The 23568-nt window shown below is 53.9% G+C and carries 25 protein-coding genes; 16 read left to right on the top strand and 9 right to left on the bottom strand.

Features of this window, described 5'->3' with window-relative positions; genetic code table 11:
- Nucleotides 1-12 precede the first annotated feature (12 nt).
- Genes thiM through C3708_RS13430 form a run of 3 tightly spaced genes read left to right on the top strand, consistent with a single transcriptional unit; the run spans nt 13 to nt 2376 of the window.
- Nucleotides 13-783, top strand: coding sequence for a hydroxyethylthiazole kinase (gene thiM, locus C3708_RS13440; RefSeq protein WP_103949590.1), 771 nt, complete (start codon nt 13-15; stop codon nt 781-783).
- Nucleotides 780-1580, top strand: coding sequence for a bifunctional hydroxymethylpyrimidine kinase/phosphomethylpyrimidine kinase (gene thiD / locus C3708_RS13435; protein ID WP_103949589.1), 801 nt, complete (start codon nt 780-782; stop codon nt 1578-1580). Before thiM ends, thiD begins: the two co-directional genes overlap by 4 nt.
- Before the next feature lie 49 nt (nt 1581-1629).
- Nucleotides 1630-2376 (top strand): GntR family transcriptional regulator, encoded by a 747-nt coding sequence (locus C3708_RS13430; protein ID WP_095282630.1) that lies wholly within the window; start codon nt 1630-1632, stop codon nt 2374-2376.
- Here the strand turns inward: C3708_RS13430 and C3708_RS13425 are convergent.
- Genes C3708_RS13425 through C3708_RS13415 form a run of 3 tightly spaced genes read right to left on the bottom strand, consistent with a single transcriptional unit; the run spans nt 2350 to nt 5581 of the window.
- Nucleotides 2350-3306, bottom strand: coding sequence for a PfkB family carbohydrate kinase (locus C3708_RS13425; RefSeq protein ID WP_103949588.1), 957 nt, complete (start codon nt 3304-3306; stop codon nt 2350-2352). The genes C3708_RS13430 and C3708_RS13425 overlap by 27 nt on opposite strands.
- Nucleotides 3303-4307 (bottom strand): ADP-ribosylglycohydrolase family protein, encoded by a 1005-nt coding sequence (locus tag C3708_RS13420; RefSeq protein WP_095282628.1) that lies wholly within the window; start codon nt 4305-4307, stop codon nt 3303-3305. Before C3708_RS13420 ends, C3708_RS13425 begins: the two co-directional genes overlap by 4 nt.
- Nucleotides 4304-5581, bottom strand: a complete 1278-nt coding sequence (locus C3708_RS13415; protein WP_095282627.1) for a nucleoside permease — start codon at nt 5579-5581, stop codon at nt 4304-4306. The genes C3708_RS13420 and C3708_RS13415 overlap by 4 nt, the downstream gene beginning before the upstream one ends.
- Before the next feature lie 252 nt (nt 5582-5833).
- Between C3708_RS13415 and fbaB the strand changes: the two genes are divergently transcribed.
- The 7 genes from fbaB (at nt 5834) to C3708_RS13380 (ending at nt 13888) form a co-directional block, all read left to right on the top strand.
- Nucleotides 5834-6886, top strand: coding sequence for a class I fructose-bisphosphate aldolase (gene fbaB / locus C3708_RS13410; protein ID WP_095282626.1), 1053 nt, complete (start codon nt 5834-5836; stop codon nt 6884-6886).
- A gap of 567 nt (nt 6887-7453) precedes the next feature.
- Entirely contained in the window at nt 7454-8608 is a 1155-nt protein-coding gene (locus C3708_RS13405; protein WP_103949587.1) for a mandelate racemase family protein, read from the top strand.
- A gap of 109 nt (nt 8609-8717) precedes the next feature.
- Nucleotides 8718-10334 (top strand): ABC transporter substrate-binding protein, encoded by a 1617-nt coding sequence (locus C3708_RS13400; protein ID WP_103949586.1) that lies wholly within the window; start codon nt 8718-8720, stop codon nt 10332-10334.
- Nucleotides 10331-11368 (top strand): ABC transporter permease, encoded by a 1038-nt coding sequence (locus C3708_RS13395; protein ID WP_103949585.1) that lies wholly within the window; start codon nt 10331-10333, stop codon nt 11366-11368. The genes C3708_RS13400 and C3708_RS13395 overlap by 4 nt, the downstream gene beginning before the upstream one ends.
- On the top strand, nt 11365-12270 hold the full coding sequence (locus C3708_RS13390) for an ABC transporter permease (RefSeq protein WP_103946201.1): 906 nt from the start codon (nt 11365-11367) through the stop codon (nt 12268-12270). Before C3708_RS13395 ends, C3708_RS13390 begins: the two co-directional genes overlap by 4 nt.
- Nucleotides 12242-13105 (top strand): ABC transporter ATP-binding protein, encoded by an 864-nt coding sequence (locus C3708_RS13385; RefSeq protein WP_103949636.1) that lies wholly within the window; start codon nt 12242-12244, stop codon nt 13103-13105. The genes C3708_RS13390 and C3708_RS13385 overlap by 29 nt, the downstream gene beginning before the upstream one ends.
- A gap of 9 nt (nt 13106-13114) precedes the next feature.
- Complete coding sequence (locus C3708_RS13380; RefSeq protein WP_103949584.1) at nt 13115-13888, top strand: ABC transporter ATP-binding protein; 774 nt, start codon at nt 13115-13117, stop codon at nt 13886-13888.
- A 184-nt stretch (nt 13889-14072) separates the two neighbouring features.
- Here C3708_RS13380 and yegS read toward each other — a convergent pair whose 3' ends face one another.
- From yegS to C3708_RS13365, 3 genes are all read right to left on the bottom strand, one after another.
- A complete protein-coding gene (gene yegS, locus C3708_RS13375) occupies nt 14073-14972 on the bottom strand; it encodes a lipid kinase YegS (protein WP_095282620.1) in 900 nt (299 codons plus the stop codon).
- A 184-nt stretch (nt 14973-15156) separates the two neighbouring features.
- Nucleotides 15157-16170 carry a tyrosine-type recombinase/integrase gene (locus tag C3708_RS13370; RefSeq protein ID WP_103949583.1) on the bottom strand — a complete coding sequence of 338 codons (1014 nt, stop codon included), beginning with the start codon at nt 16168-16170 and terminating at the stop codon, nt 15157-15159.
- A gap of 96 nt (nt 16171-16266) precedes the next feature.
- A complete protein-coding gene (locus tag C3708_RS13365) occupies nt 16267-16563 on the bottom strand; it encodes a helix-turn-helix transcriptional regulator (protein ID WP_103949582.1) in 297 nt (98 codons plus the stop codon).
- A 135-nt stretch (nt 16564-16698) separates the two neighbouring features.
- On the opposite strand from C3708_RS13365, the gene C3708_RS13360 reads away from it, so the two are divergent.
- The 6 genes from C3708_RS13360 (at nt 16699) to C3708_RS13335 (ending at nt 20241) form a co-directional block, all read left to right on the top strand.
- On the top strand, nt 16699-16974 hold the full coding sequence (locus C3708_RS13360) for a regulatory phage cox family protein (RefSeq protein WP_103949581.1): 276 nt from the start codon (nt 16699-16701) through the stop codon (nt 16972-16974).
- Nucleotides 16974-17159 carry a hypothetical protein gene (locus tag C3708_RS13355; RefSeq protein WP_103949580.1) on the top strand — a complete coding sequence of 62 codons (186 nt, stop codon included), beginning with the start codon at nt 16974-16976 and terminating at the stop codon, nt 17157-17159. Before C3708_RS13360 ends, C3708_RS13355 begins: the two co-directional genes overlap by 1 nt.
- Nucleotides 17156-17656, top strand: a complete 501-nt coding sequence (locus tag C3708_RS13350) for a replication protein B (protein ID WP_103949579.1) — start codon at nt 17156-17158, stop codon at nt 17654-17656. The genes C3708_RS13355 and C3708_RS13350 overlap by 4 nt, the downstream gene beginning before the upstream one ends.
- A 66-nt stretch (nt 17657-17722) precedes the next feature.
- Nucleotides 17723-17941, top strand: a complete 219-nt coding sequence (locus C3708_RS13345; protein ID WP_103949578.1) for a DUF2732 family protein — start codon at nt 17723-17725, stop codon at nt 17939-17941.
- A gap of 22 nt (nt 17942-17963) precedes the next feature.
- Nucleotides 17964-18239: a DUF5405 family protein gene (locus C3708_RS13340; protein ID WP_103949577.1), complete on the top strand. Its 276-nt coding sequence runs from the start codon at nt 17964-17966 to the stop codon at nt 18237-18239.
- The gene (locus C3708_RS13335; RefSeq protein ID WP_233210417.1) at nt 18229-20241 is read left to right on the top strand and encodes a replication endonuclease; all 2013 of its coding nucleotides are present in this window, start codon (nt 18229-18231) and stop codon (nt 20239-20241) included. The genes C3708_RS13340 and C3708_RS13335 overlap by 11 nt, the downstream gene beginning before the upstream one ends.
- A gap of 76 nt (nt 20242-20317) precedes the next feature.
- Here the strand turns inward: C3708_RS13335 and C3708_RS13330 are convergent, their stop codons facing one another.
- The 3 genes from C3708_RS13330 to C3708_RS13320 form a co-directional block, all read right to left on the bottom strand.
- Nucleotides 20318-21103 carry a HEPN domain-containing protein gene (locus C3708_RS13330; RefSeq protein WP_103949576.1) on the bottom strand — a complete coding sequence of 262 codons (786 nt, stop codon included), beginning with the start codon at nt 21101-21103 and terminating at the stop codon, nt 20318-20320.
- Nucleotides 21103-22185 (bottom strand): DUF262 domain-containing protein, encoded by a 1083-nt coding sequence (locus tag C3708_RS13325; RefSeq protein ID WP_103949575.1) that lies wholly within the window; start codon nt 22183-22185, stop codon nt 21103-21105. The genes C3708_RS13330 and C3708_RS13325 overlap by 1 nt, the downstream gene beginning before the upstream one ends.
- Nucleotides 22186-22551: 366 nt before the next feature.
- On the bottom strand, nt 22552-23568 hold the full coding sequence (locus C3708_RS13320; RefSeq protein WP_103949574.1) for a phage portal protein: 1017 nt from the start codon (nt 23566-23568) through the stop codon (nt 22552-22554).

The raw sequence follows: 23568 nt of genomic DNA, 5'->3' as shown, positions 1-23568 counted from the left end.
AGGAGCGAAACCATGCAGCCTGACCTGCTCGATTTACACGTCTTACATCACTTCCGCACGCGCTCTCCGCTCACCCACTGCATGACCAACGATGTGGTGCAAACCTTTACCGCTAACGTTTTACTCGCGCTTGGCGCGTCTCCGGCGATGGTTATCGAAGCCGAAGAAGCAGAGCAGTTTGCCGCGCTGGCCGATGCGTTGTTGATCAATGTCGGGACGCTGACTTCGCCACGCGCGCAGGCCATGCGTCGGGCGATCGAAAGTGCGGTTGCCGCCGGAAAACCCTGGACTCTCGATCCCGTCGCCGTGGGCGCACTGGCGTTTCGTACACGTTTTTGCCAGCAAATTCTCACCCTCAAACCCGCCGCCATTCGCGGAAATGCCTCGGAAATCCTCGCTCTCGCCGGAATGAGCGCGGGCGGTCGCGGAGTGGACACCACCGACACTGCCGCCAGCGCGTTACCCGCCGCACAGGCACTGGCGCGCCAGACCAACGCGATTGTCGCGGTCACGGGAGAAGTGGATTACGTCACCGATGGCCAGCGAACACGAACCATTCCAGGTGGCGACCCGCTGATGACCCGCGTGGTAGGCACCGGCTGCGCCCTGTCGGCGGTGGTGGCGGCAAGCTGTTCGCTGCCGGGTGACCGTCTGGATAATGTTGCCGCCGCCTGTGGATGGATGAAACGCGCGGGAAGCGTAGCGGCTTCGCAAAGCGCCGGGCCAGGCAGTTTTTCCGGCGCCTTTATTGACGCCCTCTGGAATCTGGAGGCGCAGGCATGAAACGTATCAACGCACTCACCATTGCAGGCACCGATCCGAGCGGCGGGGCGGGCATTCAGGCCGATCTCAAAACGTTCTCGGCGCTCGGGGCCTACGGCTGCTCGGTCATCACTGCGCTGGTGGCGCAAAACACCCGCGGCGTGCAGTCGGTGTATCGCATTGAGCCGGATTTTGTCGCGGCGCAGCTGGATTCCGTGTTCAGCGATGTGCGCATAGATACCACCAAAATCGGTATGCTGGCTGAGACGGATATCGTCGAAGCCGTCGCCGAACGTCTGGCGCGGTATCAGGTGCAAAACGTGGTACTCGATACGGTAATGCTGGCGAAAAGCGGCGATCCGCTGCTCTCGGCATCTGCCGTCGACACCCTGCGTAAAAAGCTGCTGCCGCAGGTGTCGCTGATTACGCCGAATCTACCAGAAGCGGCGGCGCTACTGGATGCGCCACACGCACACACCGAGCATGAAATGAAAGAGCAGGGCCGCGCATTACTGGCGCTCGGCTGCGACGCGGTACTGATGAAGGGCGGTCATCTGGAGGATGCCGAAAGCCCGGACTGGCTCTTTACTCGCGACGGTGCACAGCGATTCACCGCCCCGCGCGTGATGACCAAAAACACCCACGGCACGGGCTGTACGCTCTCGGCTGCGCTGGCGGCACTGCGTCCACGCCATGAAAACTGGGCCGATACGGTGCAAGAGGCCAAAGTCTGGCTTTCGCTGGCGCTCGCTAAAGCCGATAGTCTGGAGGTCGGTCACGGTATTGGCCCGGTTCACCATTTTCATGCATGGTGGTAACGGGTTGAGCGAGTATACTGGCTAGAGATTTTCGGCCAGGAAAACAGAGATGGAACAAGCGCATACCCGGTTAATTGCTCAACTGAATGAACGGATCGCGGCGGGGGATAACACCCCGCTGTACCTCAGGTTTGCTGAGACGGTCAAAAACGCCGTGCGCAGCGGAATACTGGAGCACGGCAATATTTTGCCGGGCGAGCGCGATCTGAGCCAGTTAACCGGGGTGTCGCGCATTACGGTACGCAAGGCGATGCAGGCGCTGGAAGAAGAGGGTGTGGTGACGCGTTCACGTGGCTACGGCACCCAAATCAATAACATCTTTGAATATTCGCTCAAGGAAGCGCGAGGATTTTCCCAGCAGGTGGTTTTGCGCGGTAAAAAGCCCAATACCCTGTGGGTGAATAAGCGGATCGTTAAGTGTCCGGACGAGGTGGCGGCGGAGCTTGCCATCGCGCCGCAAAGCGAGGTGTTTATGCTCAAGCGCATTCGCTACGTGGACGACGATGCCGTCTCGATTGAAGAGTCGTGGGTGCCGGTTGGGCTTATCCACGATCCCGACGCCATCGGTATTTCCCTGTATGACTATTTCCGCAGTCAGAATATCTTCCCGCAGCGCACGCGCTCCCGCGTCAGCGCCCGGATGCCGGACAGCGAATTCCAGCTGCACATCAAAATGGACGAAAAAATACCGGTGCTGGTGATCAAGCAAGTTGCGCTTGACCAGCAACACCGGCCGATTGAGTACAGTATTAGTTACTGTCGCAGCGACTTATACGTCTTTGTGTGCGAGGAGTAGTTCCTCGCGCGTCGGCGCACAATCGCCACCGCGATGGCTCACCACCCACGCCGCGACTGCATTTCCCAGCGTTATCGCCTCCGGCAATGTCCAGCCTGCCGCCAGCCCGGCCAGGGTTCCGCCTGCGTGACTGTCTCCCGCGCCAATGGTATCCACCACTGTCGCGGTAAAGGCCGGAACATATCCTGCGTTTTCGCCGTCGTAATACCAGGCGCCGTCTTTATCGTGACGCACAATCAACGGGCAGCCGTAGCGGTCTTGCCACGCCTCGCCCAATGATTCCACTGCTACGCCAAGGCGCTCAGCGGCGATCTGCGCTTCCTGACGATTGAGCGACACAACCGGTTTGCAGGCCATAATTCGCGCCATCAGCGCATCAGGGATATCCGCGAGCCGTGGACCGAAATCGATAAACGCGGTGACGTCGTTCAGTTCTTCCAGCCAGCGCATCAGCAGTTCACCACACGGCGAGGCCAACTGATAGCCCGAAAGATACACCAGGCTTTTGGCCGGAATCACCAGCGCATCCAGCCAGCTCTGCTGCCACTGGTTTTCCACACCGCTGAAGGACATAAAGGTGCGTTCGCCATCAGGCTCCACCAGCGCCAGACACCAGCCGTTATCGCCGCTGTCGGCTTCCACTGCGCTGTGGAGATCCTGTTTCGCCATTGCGTTGCGAATAATATCGGCCCACACGCCGTGCCCGACCGGCAGCGCGTTTTGCGCTTCAATGCCGAGGCGTTTAAGCGCGATGGCGATATTCAGCGCACAGCCGCCGATGTTCACGCCCTGCTGTTTTAATTCGATGTCACACCCGCGCCAGGGCAGGGCGTAGGCGTCGGCGATCACATCAATAACCGCCGCGCCCAGCACCGTAACCGGGCGCTGTGCCGTTAATGTTTCAAGACTGTGAGAAAGTCCGGTTGTCATGCGCCCTCTCTTTGTTCCCGATAGTTCAGCAGATGGTCGCAGTAGTAGTTGAAATCAAGCTGATTCACTGCGTCCAGCTCGGCTTTCAGCGCCGGATCAATTGCCTGAACGCCGTGCAGCGCGCCGCAAATGGCGGTGGCCATCGCGCCGATGGTGTCCGTATCGCCGCCGAGATTCGCGCACAAAATCGCGCAGCGGTTTGGGTCGGTGCCGGCCAGTTCGACCATTGCAATCGCCGCCGGAACGGATTCGATGGTGCTGGTGCCCGCGCCGATCAGCTGATAAATCTGCTCGCTGGCGGAATCAATGCCGTTGGCTTCGCGCACGGTTTTAAGCGCCAGTTCCAGACGTGCGGCCAGAGATGCGCTAAACGTAGTGGTTTTGGCCTCCTGGGCATAACGCGCGATGCCGGGCAGGGCGTCGACAATGTTTTGCCAGCTTTCGCCGTCGATGGCGCGGGAGATGGCCCAGGCGATCACCACCGCCCCGGCAATCGCCAGATCCGATTTGTGCGTCGGGCTGGACGCCAGCGCCACCTGCTCGACAAAATGCTCAAGACGGGTCGCCGGGAGCAGGCAGCCCAGCGGCGATGCACGCATTGCCGCCCCGTTGGTGACGCCATTGTTTTCCAGCTCGCTCACCGGCTTGCCCGCACGAATGGCATTCAGCGCAATTTTCGACGTCGGGCCGAGTACATTCTTGTTAAAGGCATCAAACTCTTCCGCCCACAGCAGGATATGTCTGCCGATGGCGTCTGGGTTGATCTGTCCGTCGCATTCGATAATCGCATCCGCCAGGCTCAGGGCCATCGACGTATCATCCGTAAACTCTGCGCGACCAAAATAACAGGCGGCATTATTCTCTGCCGGACCCGGCAAAAAGCGGTCGATCCAGCCAAAGTGGGCTTTCACACGGCTTCTGGGCCACAGTTCCGACGGCATGCCCATCGCATCCCCCAACGTCTGCCCGTACAGGGCACCGAGAATACGTTCTGCTTTCATTTAACTTCCCCTCGTGTCAGCGCGGTATCGCCATCGACCACCTCGATTGCGGTGATCTCTTTGTCCGATTCGCGGAAAAACAGCATAAACAGAACGGCGATGACGGCAATCATGATGCCACCGAACGCCCACATTCCGGCCCAGTTGAAGGTCAACCCATTCACAGGCTCTTTATAAGCAAACATTTTTTCCATCATCACGCCGCCCAGGCGGTAGCCCAGCAGGCTGCCAAAGCCCTGACAGCACAGTGTAATCAGCCCTTGTGCTGCGGTGCGCATATGCACCGGCGCTTTTTTGTCCACATAGATATAGGCAGTGACGTAGTAGAAGTCGTAGCTCACGCCGTGGAGCAAAATGCCGAGGAACAGCAGGGCGTAAGTGAAGTACTGGTCCGCGCCGCCGAAGACGAAGAAGCCGTAGCGGATGGCGGCGGTGATCAGGCCCAGCAGCAAGACCTTTTTGATACCAAAGCGCTTGGTGAAGAACGGCAGCGCCAGCATAAAGAAGATTTCAGAGAACTGACCGAGCGTCATCCAGCCGGTGGCGTTTTTCATCCCCACTTCGGTGAGATAGCCCGTGGCGAAGATGTAATAGAACGCCAGCGGCATCGCAAACAGGAACGAGCAGAAGAAGAACACGAGGAAGTTTTTATCGCGCAGCAAAATCAGCGCGTCCAGCCCCAGCATCACCTTGATGTCCAGCTTGCCGGTACTCTTCGGTGGCGTATTCGGCAGTGTCAGGGCAAATACGCCCAGCAGCGCGGAGCTGGCTGCCGTCATCAGCAGAGGAATATTGGTGTCCGAAATGTCGTTAAAGCCGAGCATTTCCGGCAGGAATCCGCAGGCCAGACCGGAGGCAATCCAGCCAATCGTCCCCATCACGCGGATGCGCGGGAAATCGGCCTCGACGTCGTCGACGTTAGCAAAGGCAATGCTGTTGGTCAGCGCGATGGTTGGCATGTAGGTCAGAGAGTAGAGCAGCAGCAACGGGAAGAAGGCGCTGAATTCGGTCTGCTGGGCGGCGAAGTACATCAAAATCGCCCCGGCAAACATCAGCACCGCCAGCACTTTTTGCGCGGCAAAGAAGCGGTCCGTCAGCGAGCCGACGAGGATCGGCGAGAGGATCGCCGCGATGGCCGTACAGGCATAAGACCAGCCAATTTCCCCGGCGGTAAAGCCGCTTTTACTTAGCCACAGCCACAGCGGCACAAACCATGCGCCCCAGATAAACCATTCAACAAACATCATGAATGACAGTTGGACTTTCGTTTTCATTGTTTAATCCTGCATGTCAGAGAGGGTACGCCTTTAACATACCACTCAATAATACCTTTTAAATACCTTTGGGGCGAATGTTTGATCAATGTAACAGTTTTGTTGTACACGAAACGAGCCAGCAGATTGTGCTGAAAAAAGTTGCGAATGCTGGAAATTAGGTTAAGTCGGGTCCAGGCTTAGTCTGCTCACAAATTTGTGGGTATGGATAACACGCTCCGACATGATGTCGGAACTTACGGGAGCATCGCTATGACTGATATTGCGCAGCTGCTTGGCAAAGACGCCGACAGCCTTTTACAGCATCGTTGTATGACTATTCCAGCCGATCAGCTCTACCTGCCGGGCCACGACTATGTTGATCGGGTGATGATGGATAACAATCGCCCGCCAGCGGTGCTGCGAAATATGCAGACGCTGTACAACACCGGACGCCTCGCCGGGACGGGCTATCTGTCCATTCTGCCCGTTGACCAGGGCGTTGAGCACTCCGCGGGGGCATCGTTTGCCGCCAATCCGCTCTATTTCGATCCGAAGAATATTGTTGAGCTGGCGATTGAAGCCGGCTGTAACTGCGTGGCGTCAACTTACGGCGTGCTGGCTTCGGTGTCGCGCCGTTACGCGCACCGCATTCCATTCCTTGTAAAACTGAACCACAACGAAACTTTGAGCTACCCAACCGAATACGATCAGACGTTGTATGCCAGCGTTGAACAGGCCTTCAACATGGGCGCGGTGGCGGTGGGGGCGACCATTTACTTTGGCTCTGAACAGTCTCGTCGTCAGATTGAAGAGATCTCGGCAGCGTTTGAGCGTGCGCACGAACTGGGCATGGTGACGGTGCTGTGGGCCTATCTGCGTAACAATGCGTTTAAGAAAGATGGCGTGGATTACCACGTGTCTGCGGATCTCACCGGCCAGGCGAACCATCTGGCGGCGACCATTGGCGCGGATATCGTGAAGCAGAAAATGGCTGAAAATAACGGCGGCTATAAGGCGGTGAATTTCGGTTACACCGACGACCGCGTTTACAGCAAGCTGACCAGCGATAACCCGATCGATCTGGTGCGCTACCAGCTCGCCAACTGCTACATGGGGCGTGCAGGGCTGATTAACTCCGGCGGCGCGGCAGGCGGCGAAACGGATCTGACCGACGCGGTACGAACGGCGGTTATCAATAAACGCGCGGGCGGCATGGGGCTCATTCTCGGTCGTAAAGCGTTTAAAAAATCGATGGCCGACGGCGTTAAGCTGATTAACGCGGTGCAGGATGTGTATTTGGATACGAAGGTGAGTATCGCGTAGCCTGTTGCCCTCACCCTAACCCTCTCCCACAGGGAGAGGGAACTATGACTCCTCCACTTCATGTGGGAGAGGGGACTATGACTTCTCCACTTTCTGTAGGAGAGGGGACTATGTCTTCTCCACTTTCTGTGGGAGAGGAGACTATGACTTCTCCACTTCCTGTGGGAGAGGGGACTATGTCTTCTCCACTTTCTGTGGGAGAGGGGACTATGACTTCTCCACTTCATGTGGGAGAGGGGACTATGACTTCTCCACTTTCTGTGGGAGAGGGGACTTTCTTTTCTCCCTCTCCCTTTGGGAGAGGGCCGGGGTGAGGGGCCCAGACCGCACCGCACTTAAACCCGAAACCCTTTTTCATTTCATTCAAACACCCATCCCGATCAACTTCACACTTCCCCTGTCTTTTGTGAAAAGTGTCACTCCTCCCCGTGCATATGCCCAATAAATGACCGATGCTTAGCGGAATTTGTCTAAGGCAGCGGATGAATTTTGCGCTTAAAGTTACTTTCGAAACGGCTTTTCAAATTACGACGTCGCTCTGAACCTCTGTTGTTTTAAGGACTGATAATGAAAATAGAATCTGTAAACGTCACCGTCTTCCAGCATCCGACGCGACGGGTCTCCGACAGCGCCGGGCATTCGCACCCAGGCCCGGAAAGCATGGCCAAAATGGCAATGCTGAGTATTACGGCAGACGATGGCACCAAAGGGTATGCTTTTGCGCCGCCGGAAGTGGTGCGCCCTTTTGTGGTCAATACCTTCTTTCGCAAAGTGCTGGTCGGCCAGGATGCGTTCAACCGCGAAAAAATCTGGCAGGAGCTGGCGCACTGGCAGCGCGGGAGCGCACATCAGCTCACCGAGCGAGCCCTCGGGTTCATTGAGCAGGCATTGTGGGATCTGATTGGTCGCAAACTGAATATGCCGGTGTGGAAACTGCTCGGCGGTTACCGCGATAAAGTTCCGGCTTACGGCAGCACCATGTGCGGGGACGATCTGCCGGGCGGTCTGTCGACGCCGGACGAGTACGCGAGCTTTGCCGAAACCCTGGTGGCGCGCGGATACAAAGCCATCAAACTGCACACCTGGATGCCGCCCGTCTCGTTTGCACCGAACCCGAAAATGGACGTCAAAGCCTGCGCCGCCGTGCGTGAAGCGGTCGGACCGGATATCGATCTGATGATTGACGGATACCACTGGTACAGCCGCACCGAAGCGCTGTACATCGGCAAAGAGCTGGAAAAACTCAACTTCGCGTGGTTCGAAGAGCCGATGGAAGAGGAGAGTATGGCCTCCTACGCATGGCTGGCGGAAAACCTGTCGATTCCAATTATTGGCCCGGAAAGCCTGGGCGGAAAACACCACAGTCGCGCCGACTGGGTAAAAGCCGGGGCCTGCGACATTCTTCGCGCAGGAGCCAACGGCGTAGGCGGGATTTCACCGACGCTGAAAGTGGCGAACCTCGCGGAATCCTTCGGCATGGACTGCGAAGTTCACGGCAACGGCGCGGCAAGCCTGGCGGTGATCGGTGCGATTAAAAACTGCCGCTGGTATGAGCGCGGCCTGCTGCATCCGTTCCTGGATTACGACCAACCGGCTGCCTATCTCCACAGCCTCGTCGACCCGATGGATGAACACGGCATGGTCAGCCTGCCGGACCGACCGGGTCTCGGCGAAGACATCAATTTTGCGTATATCGAAGCCAATACAGTCAGCCACGACTGAACAATAAAAATGCCCGATGGCGCTGCGCTAATCGGGCCTACGTGGCCCCGTAGGCCGGATAAGGCGTGAGCCGCCATCCGGCAAAACGTACCCTACAGGCGATATATACATGAAACAAACTCCTCTGTTGAGGGCGTGCTTACTCGCGCTCTCGCTGATGATGGGGAGCGGGGCGGCATACGCGAAAACGCCGCCCGACCAGCTCATCATCGGCATGAACATGAACAACCTGCTGACGCTCGATCCGGCCGCGATGACCGGCAACGAAGTGGTCGGCATCGTGGTGAATCTCTACGATTCGCTGGTGGAACTCGATCCGAATGAACTGACCAACGTCAGGCCCGCGCTGGCGAAATCCTGGGATATTGCGCCGGACGGCAAAACCCTGACTTTCCATCTGCGCGATAACGTCAAATTCCACTCCGGGAATCCGCTCACCGCGCAGGATGTGGTTTGGTCAATGCGCCGCCTGCTGCACCTGAATCTGGCGCAAGCGTCGGTGTGGAAATCTTACGGTTTCAGCAAGAAAAATATCGATAACCAAATCAGCGCGCCCGACGACTACACCGTGCAAATTGTGCTGCCCAAGCCGAACGATCCGCAGCTGGTGATTTACTCTCTTGGGGCGCTCGGCAATCTCGGCGTGCTCGACAGTAAAACGGTGCAATCTCACGAAGTGAACAACGACTGGGGAAATCGCTGGCTGACCACTAACGAGGCCGGTTCTGGGCCGTTTATGCTCGACACCTGGCAGGCGAAGGATGTTCTGCGCATGCAGCGCAACCCGCACTACTGGCGCGAAGAACCGAAAATGAACCGCATCGTGTTGCGCCATTTTCAGGAGTCGCAAACCCTGCGGCTGATGATTGAGAAAGGCGATCTGGATATTGCCAGTAACATGGCGGTGTCCGATATCAACGCCCTGCGCAAAGACCCTCAGCTGACGGTTGAAGCCGTGCAGAAAGGGACCGTTTATTACGTGGCGATGAGCATGAAAGAGGCGCACTTCGCCAACCCGAAAGTGCGCGAAGCGGTGCGCTATCTGATTGATTATCAGGGTATCAACAAAGCGCTGATGCCGGGCTACGGCGTGCTGCACCAGCGCCCGATCAAAGCCGGGATGCCGTCGACGCTGCCGGACCCTGGCTATCGGCTGGATATTCCACGCGCCAAAAAGCTGCTGGCCGAAGCGGGCTATCCGCAAGGTTTCGACACCACCCTGCGCGTGCTGGCGGATCAGCCGTTCCTCAATATCGCCATTGCCGTGCAGTCCACGCTGATGCAGGCGGGGATCAACGCCAAAATCATTACCGGCACCGGGAACCAGATCTACGGTGCGATGCGCGAGCGTAAGTTCGACATGCTGGTTGGGCGCGGCGGAAGTGGGGTCGAGCCGCATCCGCACTCCAGCCTGCGTGCGCTGGTTTATAACCCTGACAACAGCGACGAAGCGCGGCTCACCAACTTCCAGGGCTGGCGCACCAGTTTCTACGACAAACCCCTGAACGAAATGATCGACAACGCGCTGCTGGAGCGCGATCCGCAAAAACAAATCGCCGATTATCAGCAGATCCAGGTCCGTTACGACCAACTGATCCCGGCGATGGTCCCTCTGTCGCAAATGGTCGATTCGGTCGTGGTGCGCAATGAAGTCAAAAACTTCCAGTCGCACCCGTCGGCCACCACGTTCCTGCGTGAAGTCTACAAAACCGGAGGTGAACAATGAGCGTCGCGATCCTATCTCCCGCCTCCCGTACCCGCCGTTTCTCGAAGCGGCTGACGCAGGTGCTGGTGACGCTGTTTGGCCTGCTGCTGCTGACCTTTTTTATCGGTCGCGTGATGCCGGTTGATCCGGTGCTGGCGATTGTCGGGCCGGACGCCGACCACAGCACCTATCAGCAGGTTTATCACCAGCTGGGCTTCGATCAATCCTTGCTGACGCAATTCGGCATTTACCTGAACAATCTCCTGCATGGTGATTTGGGGAATGCGCTGCTGACCGGCAAACCGGTGACGGACGATATCCTGCGCGTCTTCCCGGCGACGCTGGAGCTGGCAACGATGGCGATCGTCGTTGGCGCGGGTTTAGGCATTCCGCTGGGCGTGCTGGCGGCGGCGCGGCGCAATAGCCTGTCTGATTATGTGGTGCGCATCATTAGCCTGGCGGGTTATTCCACGCCGATTTTCTGGGTCGGGATGATGGGGCTGCTGCTGTTCTATGCCTGGCTCGGCTGGGTGGGTGGTGCTGGAAGGCTGGATTTGGGACTGGATGGTATCGTGCCGCGCCGGACCGGACTGATGACCGTCGATGCACTCCTGGCGGGCAACAGCGCCGTGTTCTGGAACGCGATCAATCATCTGGTGCTGCCCGCGTCATTGCTCGGCTTCCACTCGCTGGCCTACATCAGCCGTATGACCCGCAGCTTTATGCTGGCGCAGCTCTCGCAGGAGTTCATCATCACCGCGCGGGTGAAAGGCTTAACCGAGCGGCAGGTTATCTGGAATCACGCGTTTCGCAATATCCTGGTGCAGCTGTTAACGGTAGTCGCGCTGGCCTACGGCTCGCTGCTGGAAGGCGCGGTGCTGATTGAAACCGTCTTCTCGTGGCCGGGTTTTGGTTCTTATCTCACCGGCAGCCTGCTGCTCGGCGATATGAATGCGGTAATGGGCTGCGTGCTGCTGGTGGGCGTCATCTTTGTGATGCTCAACCTGCTCTCCGACATGCTGTATCAACTCTTTGACCCGAGGACGAAATCATGACCGTTTCTCTGGATACGCCGCTGGGGGCCGCTAACCGCGAAAGCCGCCAGCGTATCAAACGCAGCCTGAACCGTGGGGCCGGTTTTGTCGGCAAAATGGCGCGCAACCCGCTGACGGCAATCGGTGGCGGGATTGTTCTGCTGCTGCTGATCGTCGCCGCCTTTGCCCCGCTGATTGCACCGTATAACCCGCTGGTGCAAGACCTCAACAATGCGCTGGTCGCGCCGAATGCCCGGCACTGGTTTGGCACCGATGAGTTTGGCCGCGATATTTTCAGCCGCCTGGTGTACGGCTCGCGCATCACGCTGTATATCGTGCTGCTGGTGTCAGTCACCGTCGGGCCTTTAGGGTTGCTGCTGGGCGTCACCGCCGGATATTTCGGCGGCAAAGTCGATGCGGTGCTGATGCGCGTGACGGATATCTTTATCTCGTTCCCAAGCCTGGTGCTGGCGCTGGCGTTTGTCGCCGCACTCGGTCCGGGGCTGGAGCACGTGGTGATTGCCATTACGATTACCGCCTGGCCGCCGATTGCCCGTCTGGCGCGGGCGGAAACGCTCTCGCTGCGCCAGGCCGATTTTATCTCGGCGGTGCGTTTACAGGGTGCGTCCCCGGTGCGTGTGCTGTGGCGACATATTGTTCCCCTGTGCCTGCCGTCGGTGATTATTCGTATCACCATGAATATGGCCGGGATCATTCTGACCGCCGCCGGTCTGGGCTTTCTCGGCCTCGGCGCGCAGCCGCCGGAGCCGGAGTGGGGCGCGATGATCTCCAGCGGGCGCACCTACATGATGGAGTGCTGGTGGGTAGTGACTATTCCGGGGCTGGCGATTTTGATCAACAGCCTGGCGTTCAACTTCTTAGGAGATGGCCTACGTGACATCCTCGATCCTCGCAGCGAATAACGCTCCACTGCTCGACGTGCGTGACCTGCACGTCGATTTTATCAACGGCGGCGCGGTGACCAACGCCGTGCGCGGCGTCTCCTTCCAGCTCGGGCGTGAGAAGCTGGCGATTGTCGGCGAGTCCGGCTCCGGGAAATCCACGGTCGGGCGCGCGCTGCTGCGTCTGCATCCGGCGAAGGCGCGGATCAGCGCCACAAAGATGCAGTTTGGCGATGTCGATTTGCGTGCGGTCAGCGAGGCGCAGATGCGCGGCATTCGCGGCAAGCGCATCTCGATGATCATGCAGGACCCGAAATATTCCCTCAATCCGGTGGTCTGCGTCGGCGATCAGATTGCCGAAGCCTGGCTGACGCACCATCCGGGGCGCAAAGCCGAGGCGAAAGCCAAAGTGCTGGAGATGCTCGACGTGGTGCGCATCCGCCAGCCGGAGCGGGTCTATCACCTGTATCCGCACGAAATTTCCGGCGGACAAGGGCAGCGCATCATGATCGCTATGATGCTCATAACCGATCCCGAACTGGTGATCGCCGATGAACCGACCTCTGCGCTCGACGTTTCCGTGCGCTTGCAGGTGCTGGGATTGCTCGACGATCTGGTTAAGTCGCGTGGTCTGGGGCTGATTTTTATCAGCCATGACATCAACCTGGTGCGCAGTTTTTGCGACCGGGTGCTGGTGATGTATGCCGGTCGGGTGGTGGAGTCCATCGCTGCCTGCGATCTGCACAACGCGCAGCATCCTTATACCCAGGGCCTAATCAGCGCATTGCCGGAACTTAACCATCGCCGTCCGGTGCTGCCCGTATTGCAGCGCCAGGCCAGCTGGCTCACCGAGTAAGGAGCAGAGATGATCGAGATTAAAAACCTCAACCTGGCGTTTGGCGAGGGTGAAAAGCGCAATCAGGTGCTCGACGAGGTGAACATTAGCGTCGGGGAAGGGAAGATTTACGGGCTGGTGGGGGAATCGGGTTCCGGCAAAACCACGGTGCTGAAATGTCTGGCCGGGTTGTTTACCCACTGGGACGGCGAACTGGCGATCGACGGTATTCCGCTGGGGCGAAAGATCAACGCCGAACGCTGCCGCCGGGTGCAAATGGTGTTTCAGGACCCGTATGGATCGCTGCATCCGCGTCACACGATTGGCGATATTCTGGAAGAGCCGCTGCAAATTCACGGCATTTCGGACCGCGATCGGCGCATTCATGGTTTACTCGACAAAGTAGGGCTGAACCGGGCGTTTCGCGATCGCTATCCGCATCAACTTTCCGGCGGTCAGCGTCAGCGCGTGGCTATCGCCAGGGCGCTGATTCTGGAGCCGCAGGTGCTGCTGCTGGATGAACCCACGTCGGCGCTGGACGTGTCAGTGCAGGCGGAGATTTTAAATCTGCTGGCAGAACTGCAGCGCGAATCGAATCTCACCTATCTGATGGTAACGCACGATCTCGGCGTGATTGCCCATCTGTGCCAGAAAGTGGCGGTGATGCAATACGGCAAGATTCTGGAAACGTTGACCGTAGATGAGCTGGTCGCCGGAAGCGCGAAAACCGACTATACGCGAATGCTGGTGAACGCCAGCCAACAGTACACCCGCGAGATGGCGCGGGAGGTGGCAGCGTATTGAACTGTGTGTTTTGTTGCCGGGTGGCGGCTGCGCCTTACCCGGCCTACAAGGTCAATGCAAAACGGCAACATCGTTGCCGTTTTTTATGTTTTCACCCTCTCCCTGTGGGAGAGGCCCGGGGTGAGGGCACCAGACCGCACAACCCTTTAGGCCCGTGCAAGCGTTGCGCCGCCGGGCATAGCCGTTACCGTAGAAGCACGCAATCCGGCGGCAACCGGCACTCCAGCGCGCCGGAGAGCAGGGAAATGCGGAAATGCTCGCCGCTGAGCGGTTCGCCGTCGAGGTTAAAGGTCATTCCGTGTGGGGCGATAATTTCAAACCACGCCGACTGTCCATCGAGCACGTTCGGGCTTTCTTCCGGGCGGGTCAGGGTGGTGAACAGCGCAGGCAGCATTCCGTCGCTGGTGAAAATCCGCAGCTGTAAGAGACCATCGTTGATCAGCGCTTCCGGGCAAAGCTGTTGTCCGCCGCCCGCCTGACGTCCGTTACCAATCCCAATAACCAGCGCGTCGCCCTGCCAGTGGAAATTTTCACCGTTAATTTCGCAGCGGTCGGGTTTGAGCATATCCATGCGCATCAGCCCGTGAATCAGATACGATACCCCGCCAAGCGCGGCTTTGAGTTTCTCTGGCGTTTCGCTGGTAATACGCGTGCCAAAACCGCCTGTCGCCATGTTGATGAAACAGGTTTTATCATTGACCTGGGCGATATCGACCGCGGTGGCTTTCCCGACGATCGCCAGCTGTAGGGCTTTATCCATGCTTTCTGGAATACCCGCGCTGGTGGCGAAATCATTGGCGGTACCAAGGGGTAAAATGCCCATCACCGGGCGCTGCGCGGCATTGCGTTCTATCAGTGCGCTTGCCACTTCATTAATCGTCCCATCGCCGCCACCGGCGATCACCGTTGCGACGCCCAGCCGACAGGCCTCGTCAATATAGCGAGCCGCGTCGCCTTTTTCCCAGGTCACACGGACGTGAATTTGTGCGCCACTTTCACGCAAATCAGCAATCGCCTGGCGCAGAAGGTCATTGCCCGCACTTTTGCCGTTGAGGATCAGTAAACTATCCGGATATGTCGACATCCAAGGTTGCTCCCTATTTAGCTCTATCAAGAGTGTATCTCAGGGAGGGAAAAAGCGCGTAAGAACAGGATGAAAGGCAAAAAATAAGCCTGCGTAAGGGCGTTTATACACCCTTACAGCAGGGGCTTTCAGCGGTGCAATGCGGGTTTGCGCGGCACACAGGACCACTGAAAACCACTATAAATCACTCAAGCGTGGACACTGTGTGGACACTCTGAGCGTCAGTGCCACCGCGTAAAGGGTTGAGCGTTATCGCGTCCTGCAGATATTCAGGGGCGAAGTGTGCATAGGTCATTGTCTGCTCAATCCTTGAATGCCCGAGAATCCGTTGAAGCGTGATAATACTGCCTCCGTTAATCATAAAGTGAGTAGCAAAGCTGTGACGCAATGCGTGTGTAGCCTGACCAGGTGGCAGATCGGGTTTCAGCTCTTTCATCAGCCGTCTGAACGCTGGATAGTTAGCCTCGGTGAAAAGGAAACCACGCTTACCTTTTGTGATCATTGTTGCCAGCTCCTTAGATATCGGAACGGTTCGCGGCTTGTTGGTCTTTGTCTTAACAAACGTGACGCGATTTTGAATGATGTTTTCCGCTTTCAGTTTTGCTGCCTCGCTCCACCTCGCGCCGGTGCTCAGGCAAAGAATCGCGATTTTTTTATTATCCCCGTCTACTTTGGAAAGGAGCTCGGCGATCTCTTCTTGTGTGAGATATCCAGTTTCCGGTTTATCTTCTTTCAACCTTTTCAGGCCTCGGAAAGGATGCTCCCCGAAAAATAGCTCTGCATCTATCAATGCGGTAAACATCCCGCTAAGACAGGTCAAATCGCGATTTATACTCGATGGTTTGATACCTTGAGAACGCCGTACCGAGCTGTACTGGCTTATCAATGATTTTGTAATCTGAAAGGCACATGGGTCATTGGTTATCTTGGTGAACAACTCAATCTTGCCCAAGTAATCTCGACCGTGAGTCTCGTGCTTGCCTTTCAACTCCCACCAAATTTTTGTCAGTTCCGACAGATGCCGCTTATCTGTCGGTTTCGCTAACCATTCTTTGTTGTGATGGTTGTACTGCGTATGTTTCTCGAAAGCGATAGCTTCGCTTTTCTTATCGAACTTCCTGCGGATGCGCTTTCCGTTGCGCCCTGCAGGTCTGACGTCCACTTCATATCGACCATCATCGAGCTTTTTAACAGACATAAAGCCTCCCGATGATGTTATTGCGTACTTCAATTTCCTGATTTACATAACAAAAACTCACTGTGCATTTACAGCACAAATAAGCACCGTAAATGGTTAGCCAGTTTTCTGGTCTGAGTGGGGTGACGTTGTTGTCTGCTGCCCAAAGTGCGCGAGAGCCGGTGCAATTTGCCCAGCTTCAGGTGATATCGACTCTGTCATAAACCACATAGTGTATTTTTTGAACTGTGGATGGTTCAAAATCTTCATCACTGCCTGTATGCCCATATCTTTTACACCCTTCTCGTAACTCGAAAGAGAGCTGTATGGAACGCCAGTTAAGTCACTGAATTCTTTTCTGTTCATACGTTCTGACTCACGCATGATGGCTAGCTTCTCATTGACGGGTATCATCGTAATTAACACTCCACTATTGATAGAAAAACGATAACAGAGTAATCTTCAATTCGTTATCGCAAGATAATGGCTCCAATATGGCAATTAAAAGCCATTGGGAGCAATTAAAACACTAACGAGGAATACTCACAAATGAATAGGGTCATTGATAGTGCGAGCGACGCCGTTCCATACCAGGAATTCGCACGTCTTATTGGTAAAACTCCTGCAGCAGTCAAAGGGATGATTGAGAAGGGCAAATTACCCATCGTGGAGATGACCGATCCGCAGTCAACCAGTGGGAGAGCCGGGGAATATTGGGTATACCTGCCAGCGTGGAACAAGGGTATGAAGATGGCCTATGACAGCCGCCCGAAAGAAATTCGAGAAGGGTGGCTAATGTGGCTTGGTTTAGGAGAGCCACGTTAATGAATATTGAACGTACGAAGGAGCCTCATTGTATTGCTCAGTTACTCCGCAGAGAAAGCCCTAGCCCGATGAACTTCACTATTACTCACGGGCGCGGCCGCAAGGGCATCATCATCCGCACTCGTAAGGCTGGCGTGATTGAGACGCTTCGCCGCCTGGTCAAAAAAAGAGGGCTGTGGTTATGACTGTCATGACTCTTGATGTGATCCAGAAACAACCAGCGGCGCTTCGGGGTCTGGTCGGTAAGTACCTGGCGCTACCACGCTGGCAGGACACCTGTGATTTTTACAATCAAATGATGGAGCGCGAACGACTGACCGTTTGTTTTCACGCTCAATTAAAACAGCGCCACTCCGTCATGCGCTTAGAAGAAATGGACGAAGCAGAGCGCGAGCGTCTTGTCTGCGCTCTGGATGAACTGAGATTCGCATTCAGTCGGTTTCGCCAGCATGGCTCGACTAAGGCGACCTTCATTAGCCGTCTTACTGTGAGTCAAAGACGTTCTCTTTTCCGTCATGCCGGGCTTACGGATCAGGAGTTCAGTATGCCGCACTGGCGATTGAATGAAGAGGAATGCTACTGGCGTGACAAACTATTCCGCGCCTTGCGAGAGTTGTTTAGCCTTTTTGAGTACGCGCCAACCATTTTAACCTCGGTAAAACCTGAGCAGTATTTACATTAATTAATCTGGATTCGTTTTATTACGCGCCTTACAGCGTGGGGACTCCTTTTGTCTGGAGATAGGCAAATGCAAAAACAAAATACAGCGCAGCGGGGCATGTATTCCGTACTTCTGGCGCAGACAGTAAGCGAAGCACAGCGCGACACAGCGACCCGTTTCTCTTCTCAGTTTGACGGTCTTATCGCGCACATCAGTAAGTCAGAACTTAATCGCACCGAGATTATCGAGTTATTAGGTCAGGAGTCGGAAAAGTTACACAACTCGATTTTCGGTAGAGCGGATTAACCACTTTTAACAGGAAGTAAAAATGAGCATACGCATCGAGATAAATAACCAGTACGTCATTACCAGCGACCGCTATCAATTTATTTTGCAGGAAAAGAAAACTGCTACATCCGGCAAGAATGAAGGTAAGGAATGGCTGGATGTAGTGGGTTACTACCCGACAATTTCTAAGCTCGTTTCCGGTCTTGTCTTGCATGACCTTTTAACGGGAGACGCTACTCGTTTCTCGGCGCTTGAAACTCAGATTGAGCGCGTAGCGAAGCAATGTCTGGACGCCTTCACTTCAAATGGCCGTTGAACCTCGGGGGCGTATTGCCCCCTCGCCACCGCCTCCTTTCCCGAAGCACACCGATGATACTTTCGTCGGTGCTTATCCCTGGAATGCTCCACGCTCTGCAATTGGCCGTGACAGACCCCTTACACGTGGCGAATTCCGTCAGGTGCAAGGTGTTTTAGGTAAAGTTAATCGCCTGCCATACGTCTTAAAAACGTTGTTCAACTCCCGGTATGACTTCATCCGTCGTACTAAAAGCCCACTTCATGGTTTCTATTTCCTTAAGAACACCGTCGAGCAAAGGGTGGGGCCACGTCTTGAGCGGGTTAACCAGCTAAACGGAATGAACGAGACCGCCTCGCTACTCTTCATGAGCGAGCGCGAAAGCTATTCGCGTTTACCTGGTATGAGTGACAAGGCGCTCAAAAAGTTTGCAGCTCGTATCGCTTCGCAGCTCTATGTTGCTTATGAAGAATTAAGCGATGCTTGGGCAGATGCTCACGGCGGTAAAGAGACTCTTTTCACCGATGAGGCACAGGCGCATTTGTTTGGGCACGTTGCCGGTGCAGCGCGTGCATTCAATATCACCCCAATGTTCTGGAAAAAATACCGCAAAGGGCAAATCACAATTCGCCAGGCATTTTCCGCTATCGCTCGTCTGATTAACGATGAATGGTGGATTAACCAGTTTAAGGCGCAGCGTATGCGCTGGCACGAGGCATTGCTGATTGCCGCCGGTGAGGTGAATAAAGACCGTTCCCCATACGCCAGCAAAACGGCGATCCGCGACGTACATTCTCGCCGCCTGGCTAACCTCGAATACCTCAAATCGTGTGAGCTGGAAAACAAAGTTACCGGTGAGCGCATCGATCTCATCAGCAAAGTCATGGGAAGTATTTCAAACCCTGAAATTCGTCGTATGGAACTGATGAACACTATTGCAGGCATCGAACGCTATGCGGCCGGTCAGGGTGACGTCGGGATGTTCATCACTATCACCACGCCATCGAAGTATCACCCGACACGTCAGGTCGGAAAGGGGGATAAAAAGACGGTGCAACTTAATCACGGCTGGAATGAAACCGCCTTTACGCCGAAGGATGGGCAACGGTATTTGTGCCGTATCTGGAGCCTGATGCGTACAGCTTTTAAAGATAACGATCTTCAGGTCTACGGGATGCGTGTTGTTGAGCCGCATCATGACGGAACGCCGCACTGGCACATGATGCTTTTTTGCAAACCTGAGCAACGCAAACACATCACCGAAATCATGCGCCGTTATGCCTTAAAGGAAGATGGCGATGAAAAGGGCGCTGCAGCACAGCGCTTTGAAGCGAAGCACCTCAATCAAGGTGGTGCAGCCGGTTACATCGCTAAATACATTGCGAAGAACATCGATGGTTACGCGCTCGATGGTCAAGTGGATCACGATACCGGCAAGCCTCTCACCGATACCGCCGCAGCTGTAACCGCATGGGCGTCAACGTGGCGTATCCCGCAATTCAAATCAATTGGCCTGCCGACGATGGGCGCATATCGCGAACTGCGCAAACTGCCTCGCGGGGTGAGCATTGCTGATGAATTCGATGAGCGTGTCGAAGCGACCAGAGCTGCAGCTGATGAAGGTGAATTTGACCTATATATCGCAGCGCAGGGTGGGGCGAATGTTCCACGCGATAGCCAGACCGTCCGTGTGGCTCGTAACGTAACTGACGAGGTCAACGCCTACGAAGAGGATATAGAGAGAGTCGTGGGCATCTACGCCCCGCACTTGGGCTCTGAGCTTGTACACGTTACGCGGACAGCCGAATGGCGCATCGTTCCAAAGCTGTTGACCGTTGAGCCTTTGACTTTAAAAAGCGGCATTGCCGCGCCTCGGAGTCCTGTCAATAACTGTGGATTGGCAAAGGTTGAAGAAGTGAAAATTTTGAGCACGTCATCAATTAGGCAAGTAATGGAGATTGAATTGAGCAATGAAGATGAGGTTTTAGGATGTAGTAATGAGGTTTTCGGCTGGGGAAGATAAATTCATCTTACCCAGCATTGGCGCTATTTATAGATGTACCCCTCAACAGAAAAGTTACTATTTATCTTAAACATTGCTATGAATTGCATACTTCTGAGCAAATTATTAATAAAAAAGAGTATTGAAAAATACGTACTTTATCTTTAAATTCTATAAGTGAGTTTATGTCTGAAATGTTATTGAAATCATTTCCATGTGCTATTTTATGTCTCTTCTGGTTCACGTCATCTAAAAATGTTTGCCACATAGAACGTCCAGGGTACTTCTCAGGGTTCGTTTGGTAGGGGTGCCTGCTTATTTTATAAGGGAAGCTTGAGACTCTTCTTTTGGTGAGTCTTAAGGAAATATCGAGCGATCTCTTAATTTGAGTTGGGGACATTGCAAAAACATTATCAAATCTGGAGTTGTGTAGGTTTTTGAAAATATCTTTCACACCAAAACGAGATGCTACTGATTCAATCGAATCAGGTTTGGGGTTTCTGTTTTTATCAGAAATAAACGGCTCGTGAGATATTTTAAAATCAGTAGATCTTTCTAAATCTTCAATTAAACACTGGATTGTATCTTGGTATGCAGGGAATGCTTTTTCGTCGAATCCGAGATATTTTTTACAATAAGTTCTTTTTATTGAAGTGGGTAAATTTTTAAATTCTACTTCTGTATAGTCGCTAATAATGTTTTTGACAGCTCCCTTAATAAAGCCTTCCATGTGTGCAACTATTAGAACAGTTATTGAACGGCATAGTGCATTGTATAGATCTTCTTTTGTATGTTGAACGGCTATGGCCTCAGCGACCAAAAGGTCAACTTCATTCCATTGAAGATCCACAGTATCTAGATAATCTGAAATGAATGTTGTCATTATGCTAATTCCTTAGCCTTTTCAATGCGATATGTGAGTTTTGATACGTCGTTTACACTACCCTCACATGCAGAGAAAAATATTGGATCCGAGAACATTTTAGTGATCGTACTAACGGTGACAACTCTATTTTTTTTTGCGCTTTCAATATATAAATGCGTAATTGAATCGAACACGGCAGCATTGAAGTCAGACATTTTTTTTCGGTTGGTACCTGTAATTCTGTACTTTGCAAATGGTGATTCAATTCCAGACTTTTCGATACTGTCGAAAGTGTTTATAAACATTTTTTTCATGTTGTTTAAATCACTCTCACTCAATTCATTAAAACTATTCATTTTGGTAGTCAGGAAATTTTTAAACTTTCCTTTATAATCTTTGAAGCTGTTTTTATAATTAACTGCAAAGAAGCGAAGTACAAGTTCTTCATCTTCCATTTTTCTAACTCTCTTACTATTAGGAGTTAGCTTGCAACTTCTGATGAAGTTTATGTCTTGAGATAAACCCTTTATCATTTCTTTGAAAGGGCCTCTACAGGTTGCATTACGTAGTTCCTGCGATTCTAATTTAACTGAGCCGGAGTTCAGTCGTTCAAAGATGTCATATTTCACTTGAGGGTCAAGCGTAGAGTCAATTCTCAAACATTTTATACTTCTTTCTTCAAGCCTACGAATTAAAAATGAGGGGAGGTCTTTATAGTTGGCACCATTTAAACTATCTAATACCTCTAATCCTTGAAGTTCATACTCATTTTGAAAGAAATTATATATCGCTGTTAATCTTTGTTGTCCGTCAATTACTGAAAAGCGTGAGGATTCAGTGTCGACTTCATCATCAACATCTACATCTTGTGATATGTATATGAAAGGTATAGGGATGTTAAGTATTAAACTCTCGATTAACTTTGAAGATGTTTCGTCGTCCCATCGATGTTTTCGTTGATATTCTGGGTTTAATTTTATTACATTTCTATTTATTTTTTTAACTAAAGTTTCCAAATCATATTCAATGGTTTGAGTCTTAACTGTACGTTCTTTTGCTATCTGCTGAAGTTCATCGAGGCTGTGCTTAAGGCTGCTCATAATTTTCCTTGGTTATGTTGTATTCTGCCGGAAACTCTAATTAGGACAATTTCTCGATTATGCAATTATTTGCATTCTATTGCATCTAAAACTGCACGTGCTAAAAAGTTATTCGTTTCTCACAGGGCGCAGGTTAATTAAGGAAATGCACTTGCATTAAAACCGCCCGATCAAGCGTGCAGGCGTGGCGGGGAAAGCATTGCGCGCCAGCACCGGTGACAGCATTTAATTTTACGCGTCTGTGGGCGTCGTGGCGGCACTGTTGATGTGCTGGTCTGTGCATGGGTACGCGGGATGTTGCATGGCGTGTGGCGCTTCTGAGGCGGTCTGTGATGATACCGCCCGGAGGCGGCATTTTGGCGGGTTTTACTCTGTTTCGAGGCTGTAATCTTTAAAGCGGATCACCTCCATCCCGAGCCAGTCGTTAACCTCTTTGAAACGCTCCTGCAGCGGCGTCAGCTCGTTACGCACAAAGACCCGCGCCACCTTCTCGACATCCCCCATTGAGCCGATATTTTCGGGCTTACCACCCATGAGCTGGAACGGGACGCGGTGCGCATCGAGCAGGTCAGCGGCGCTCACCTTTTTGATATTGAAAAAATCATCCTTGGTGGCGACTTCACTCAGCGGCACGATCTTAATGCCGTCCGGTTTCCCGTTGGGCGCGTAGAAAAACAGGTTTTTAAAATTCCCCAGTCCCTTTGAATTACGCATCGCATCACGCAGCGATTCGACGTCGGTGCTGCTTTGCGCCGCGTCGGTCACGTACATGATGTAACCCGCATGCGCGCCGTTCTGGTAATACTTGCGACGAAACAGCGTGGCGGACTCATTCAGCCAGGCGGAATTCAGTGCGCTCAGGTATTCCGGCATCCCATAAAGCTCCTGATTAATATCCGGCTCAAGCAGGTGAAACACCGAGCCGGGCGCAAATTCGTGCGGGTGGGTGAAACTCGACACGTACCAGTAAACATCATCCTCGACGCCACGGCGGGTGTATTTCGCAGGCGATGTTTCCAGCTTCATGAGTTGGCCGGTGACGCTCATGCGCTTCTCAAGGTAGCCGTTGGCAAAGACCAGATAGTCGAGTACAAGGCGGCTGAAATCCTGACGCGACAGCAACGGGTGCGGGATATAGGTGCTCGCCAGAATGTTACGCTTCACGTAAATCGGGGAGCTGTGGTGGACGGCGGCACGCAGGCTTTTTGCCAGCCCCGAGAAGTTGACCGGCGGCTCGTACCATTTCCCGTTATGAATACACTCGACATAATCGAGAATGTCGCGCCTGTCCATCACGGCGGAGGGCTCACCAAAGGTGAACGCCTCCATTTTTTGCGGTGCGCGGGAGGTCGTAGTGGTCGGTTTAAATTTTGCTTTTGCCAT

The organism is Lelliottia sp. 7254-16 (assembly GCF_002922995.1).
GTDB lineage: Bacteria > Pseudomonadota > Gammaproteobacteria > Enterobacterales > Enterobacteriaceae > Enterobacter > Enterobacter jeotgali.
The sequence above is the reverse complement of the archived record's forward strand: the minus strand, read 5'-3'. Positions and strand labels throughout refer to the sequence as shown.

Bases quoted from the DNA above. Each gene is read 5' to 3' on its own strand.
- C3708_RS13425 (WP_103949588.1), bottom strand. From the start codon at position 3,306: ATGACAACCGGACTTTCTCACAGTCTTGAAACATTAACGGCACAGCGC.
- C3708_RS13340 (WP_103949577.1), top strand. From the start codon at position 17,964: ATGAGCATACGCATCGAGATAAATAACCAGTACGTCATTACCAGCGAC.
- C3708_RS13400 (WP_103949586.1), top strand. From the start codon at position 8,718: ATGAAACAAACTCCTCTGTTGAGGGCGTGCTTACTCGCGCTCTCGCTG.
- C3708_RS13365 (WP_103949582.1), bottom strand. From the start codon at position 16,563: ATGATACCCGTCAATGAGAAGCTAGCCATCATGCGTGAGTCAGAACGT.
- C3708_RS13325 (WP_103949575.1), bottom strand. From the start codon at position 22,185: ATGAGCAGCCTTAAGCACAGCCTCGATGAACTTCAGCAGATAGCAAAA.
- C3708_RS13350 (WP_103949579.1), top strand. From the start codon at position 17,156: ATGACTGTCATGACTCTTGATGTGATCCAGAAACAACCAGCGGCGCTT.
- C3708_RS13330 (WP_103949576.1), bottom strand. From the start codon at position 21,103: ATGACAACATTCATTTCAGATTATCTAGATACTGTGGATCTTCAATGG.
- C3708_RS13390 (WP_103946201.1), top strand. From the start codon at position 11,365: ATGACCGTTTCTCTGGATACGCCGCTGGGGGCCGCTAACCGCGAAAGC.
- C3708_RS13415 (WP_095282627.1), bottom strand. From the start codon at position 5,581: ATGAAAACGAAAGTCCAACTGTCATTCATGATGTTTGTTGAATGGTTT.
- C3708_RS13335 (WP_233210417.1), top strand. From the start codon at position 18,229: ATGGCCGTTGAACCTCGGGGGCGTATTGCCCCCTCGCCACCGCCTCCT.
- yegS (WP_095282620.1), bottom strand. From the start codon at position 14,972: ATGTCGACATATCCGGATAGTTTACTGATCCTCAACGGCAAAAGTGCG.
- C3708_RS13430 (WP_095282630.1), top strand. From the start codon at position 1,630: ATGGAACAAGCGCATACCCGGTTAATTGCTCAACTGAATGAACGGATC.
- C3708_RS13345 (WP_103949578.1), top strand. From the start codon at position 17,723: ATGCAAAAACAAAATACAGCGCAGCGGGGCATGTATTCCGTACTTCTG.
- fbaB (WP_095282626.1), top strand. From the start codon at position 5,834: ATGACTGATATTGCGCAGCTGCTTGGCAAAGACGCCGACAGCCTTTTA.
- C3708_RS13320 (WP_103949574.1), bottom strand. From the start codon at position 23,568: ATGGCAAAAGCAAAATTTAAACCGACCACTACGACCTCCCGCGCACCG.
- C3708_RS13420 (WP_095282628.1), bottom strand. From the start codon at position 4,307: ATGAAAGCAGAACGTATTCTCGGTGCCCTGTACGGGCAGACGTTGGGG.
- C3708_RS13355 (WP_103949580.1), top strand. From the start codon at position 16,974: ATGAATATTGAACGTACGAAGGAGCCTCATTGTATTGCTCAGTTACTC.
- thiD (WP_103949589.1), top strand. From the start codon at position 780: ATGAAACGTATCAACGCACTCACCATTGCAGGCACCGATCCGAGCGGC.
- C3708_RS13405 (WP_103949587.1), top strand. From the start codon at position 7,454: ATGAAAATAGAATCTGTAAACGTCACCGTCTTCCAGCATCCGACGCGA.
- C3708_RS13370 (WP_103949583.1), bottom strand. From the start codon at position 16,170: ATGTCTGTTAAAAAGCTCGATGATGGTCGATATGAAGTGGACGTCAGA.
- C3708_RS13395 (WP_103949585.1), top strand. From the start codon at position 10,331: ATGAGCGTCGCGATCCTATCTCCCGCCTCCCGTACCCGCCGTTTCTCG.
- C3708_RS13380 (WP_103949584.1), top strand. From the start codon at position 13,115: ATGATCGAGATTAAAAACCTCAACCTGGCGTTTGGCGAGGGTGAAAAG.
- C3708_RS13360 (WP_103949581.1), top strand. From the start codon at position 16,699: ATGAATAGGGTCATTGATAGTGCGAGCGACGCCGTTCCATACCAGGAA.
- thiM (WP_103949590.1), top strand. From the start codon at position 13: ATGCAGCCTGACCTGCTCGATTTACACGTCTTACATCACTTCCGCACG.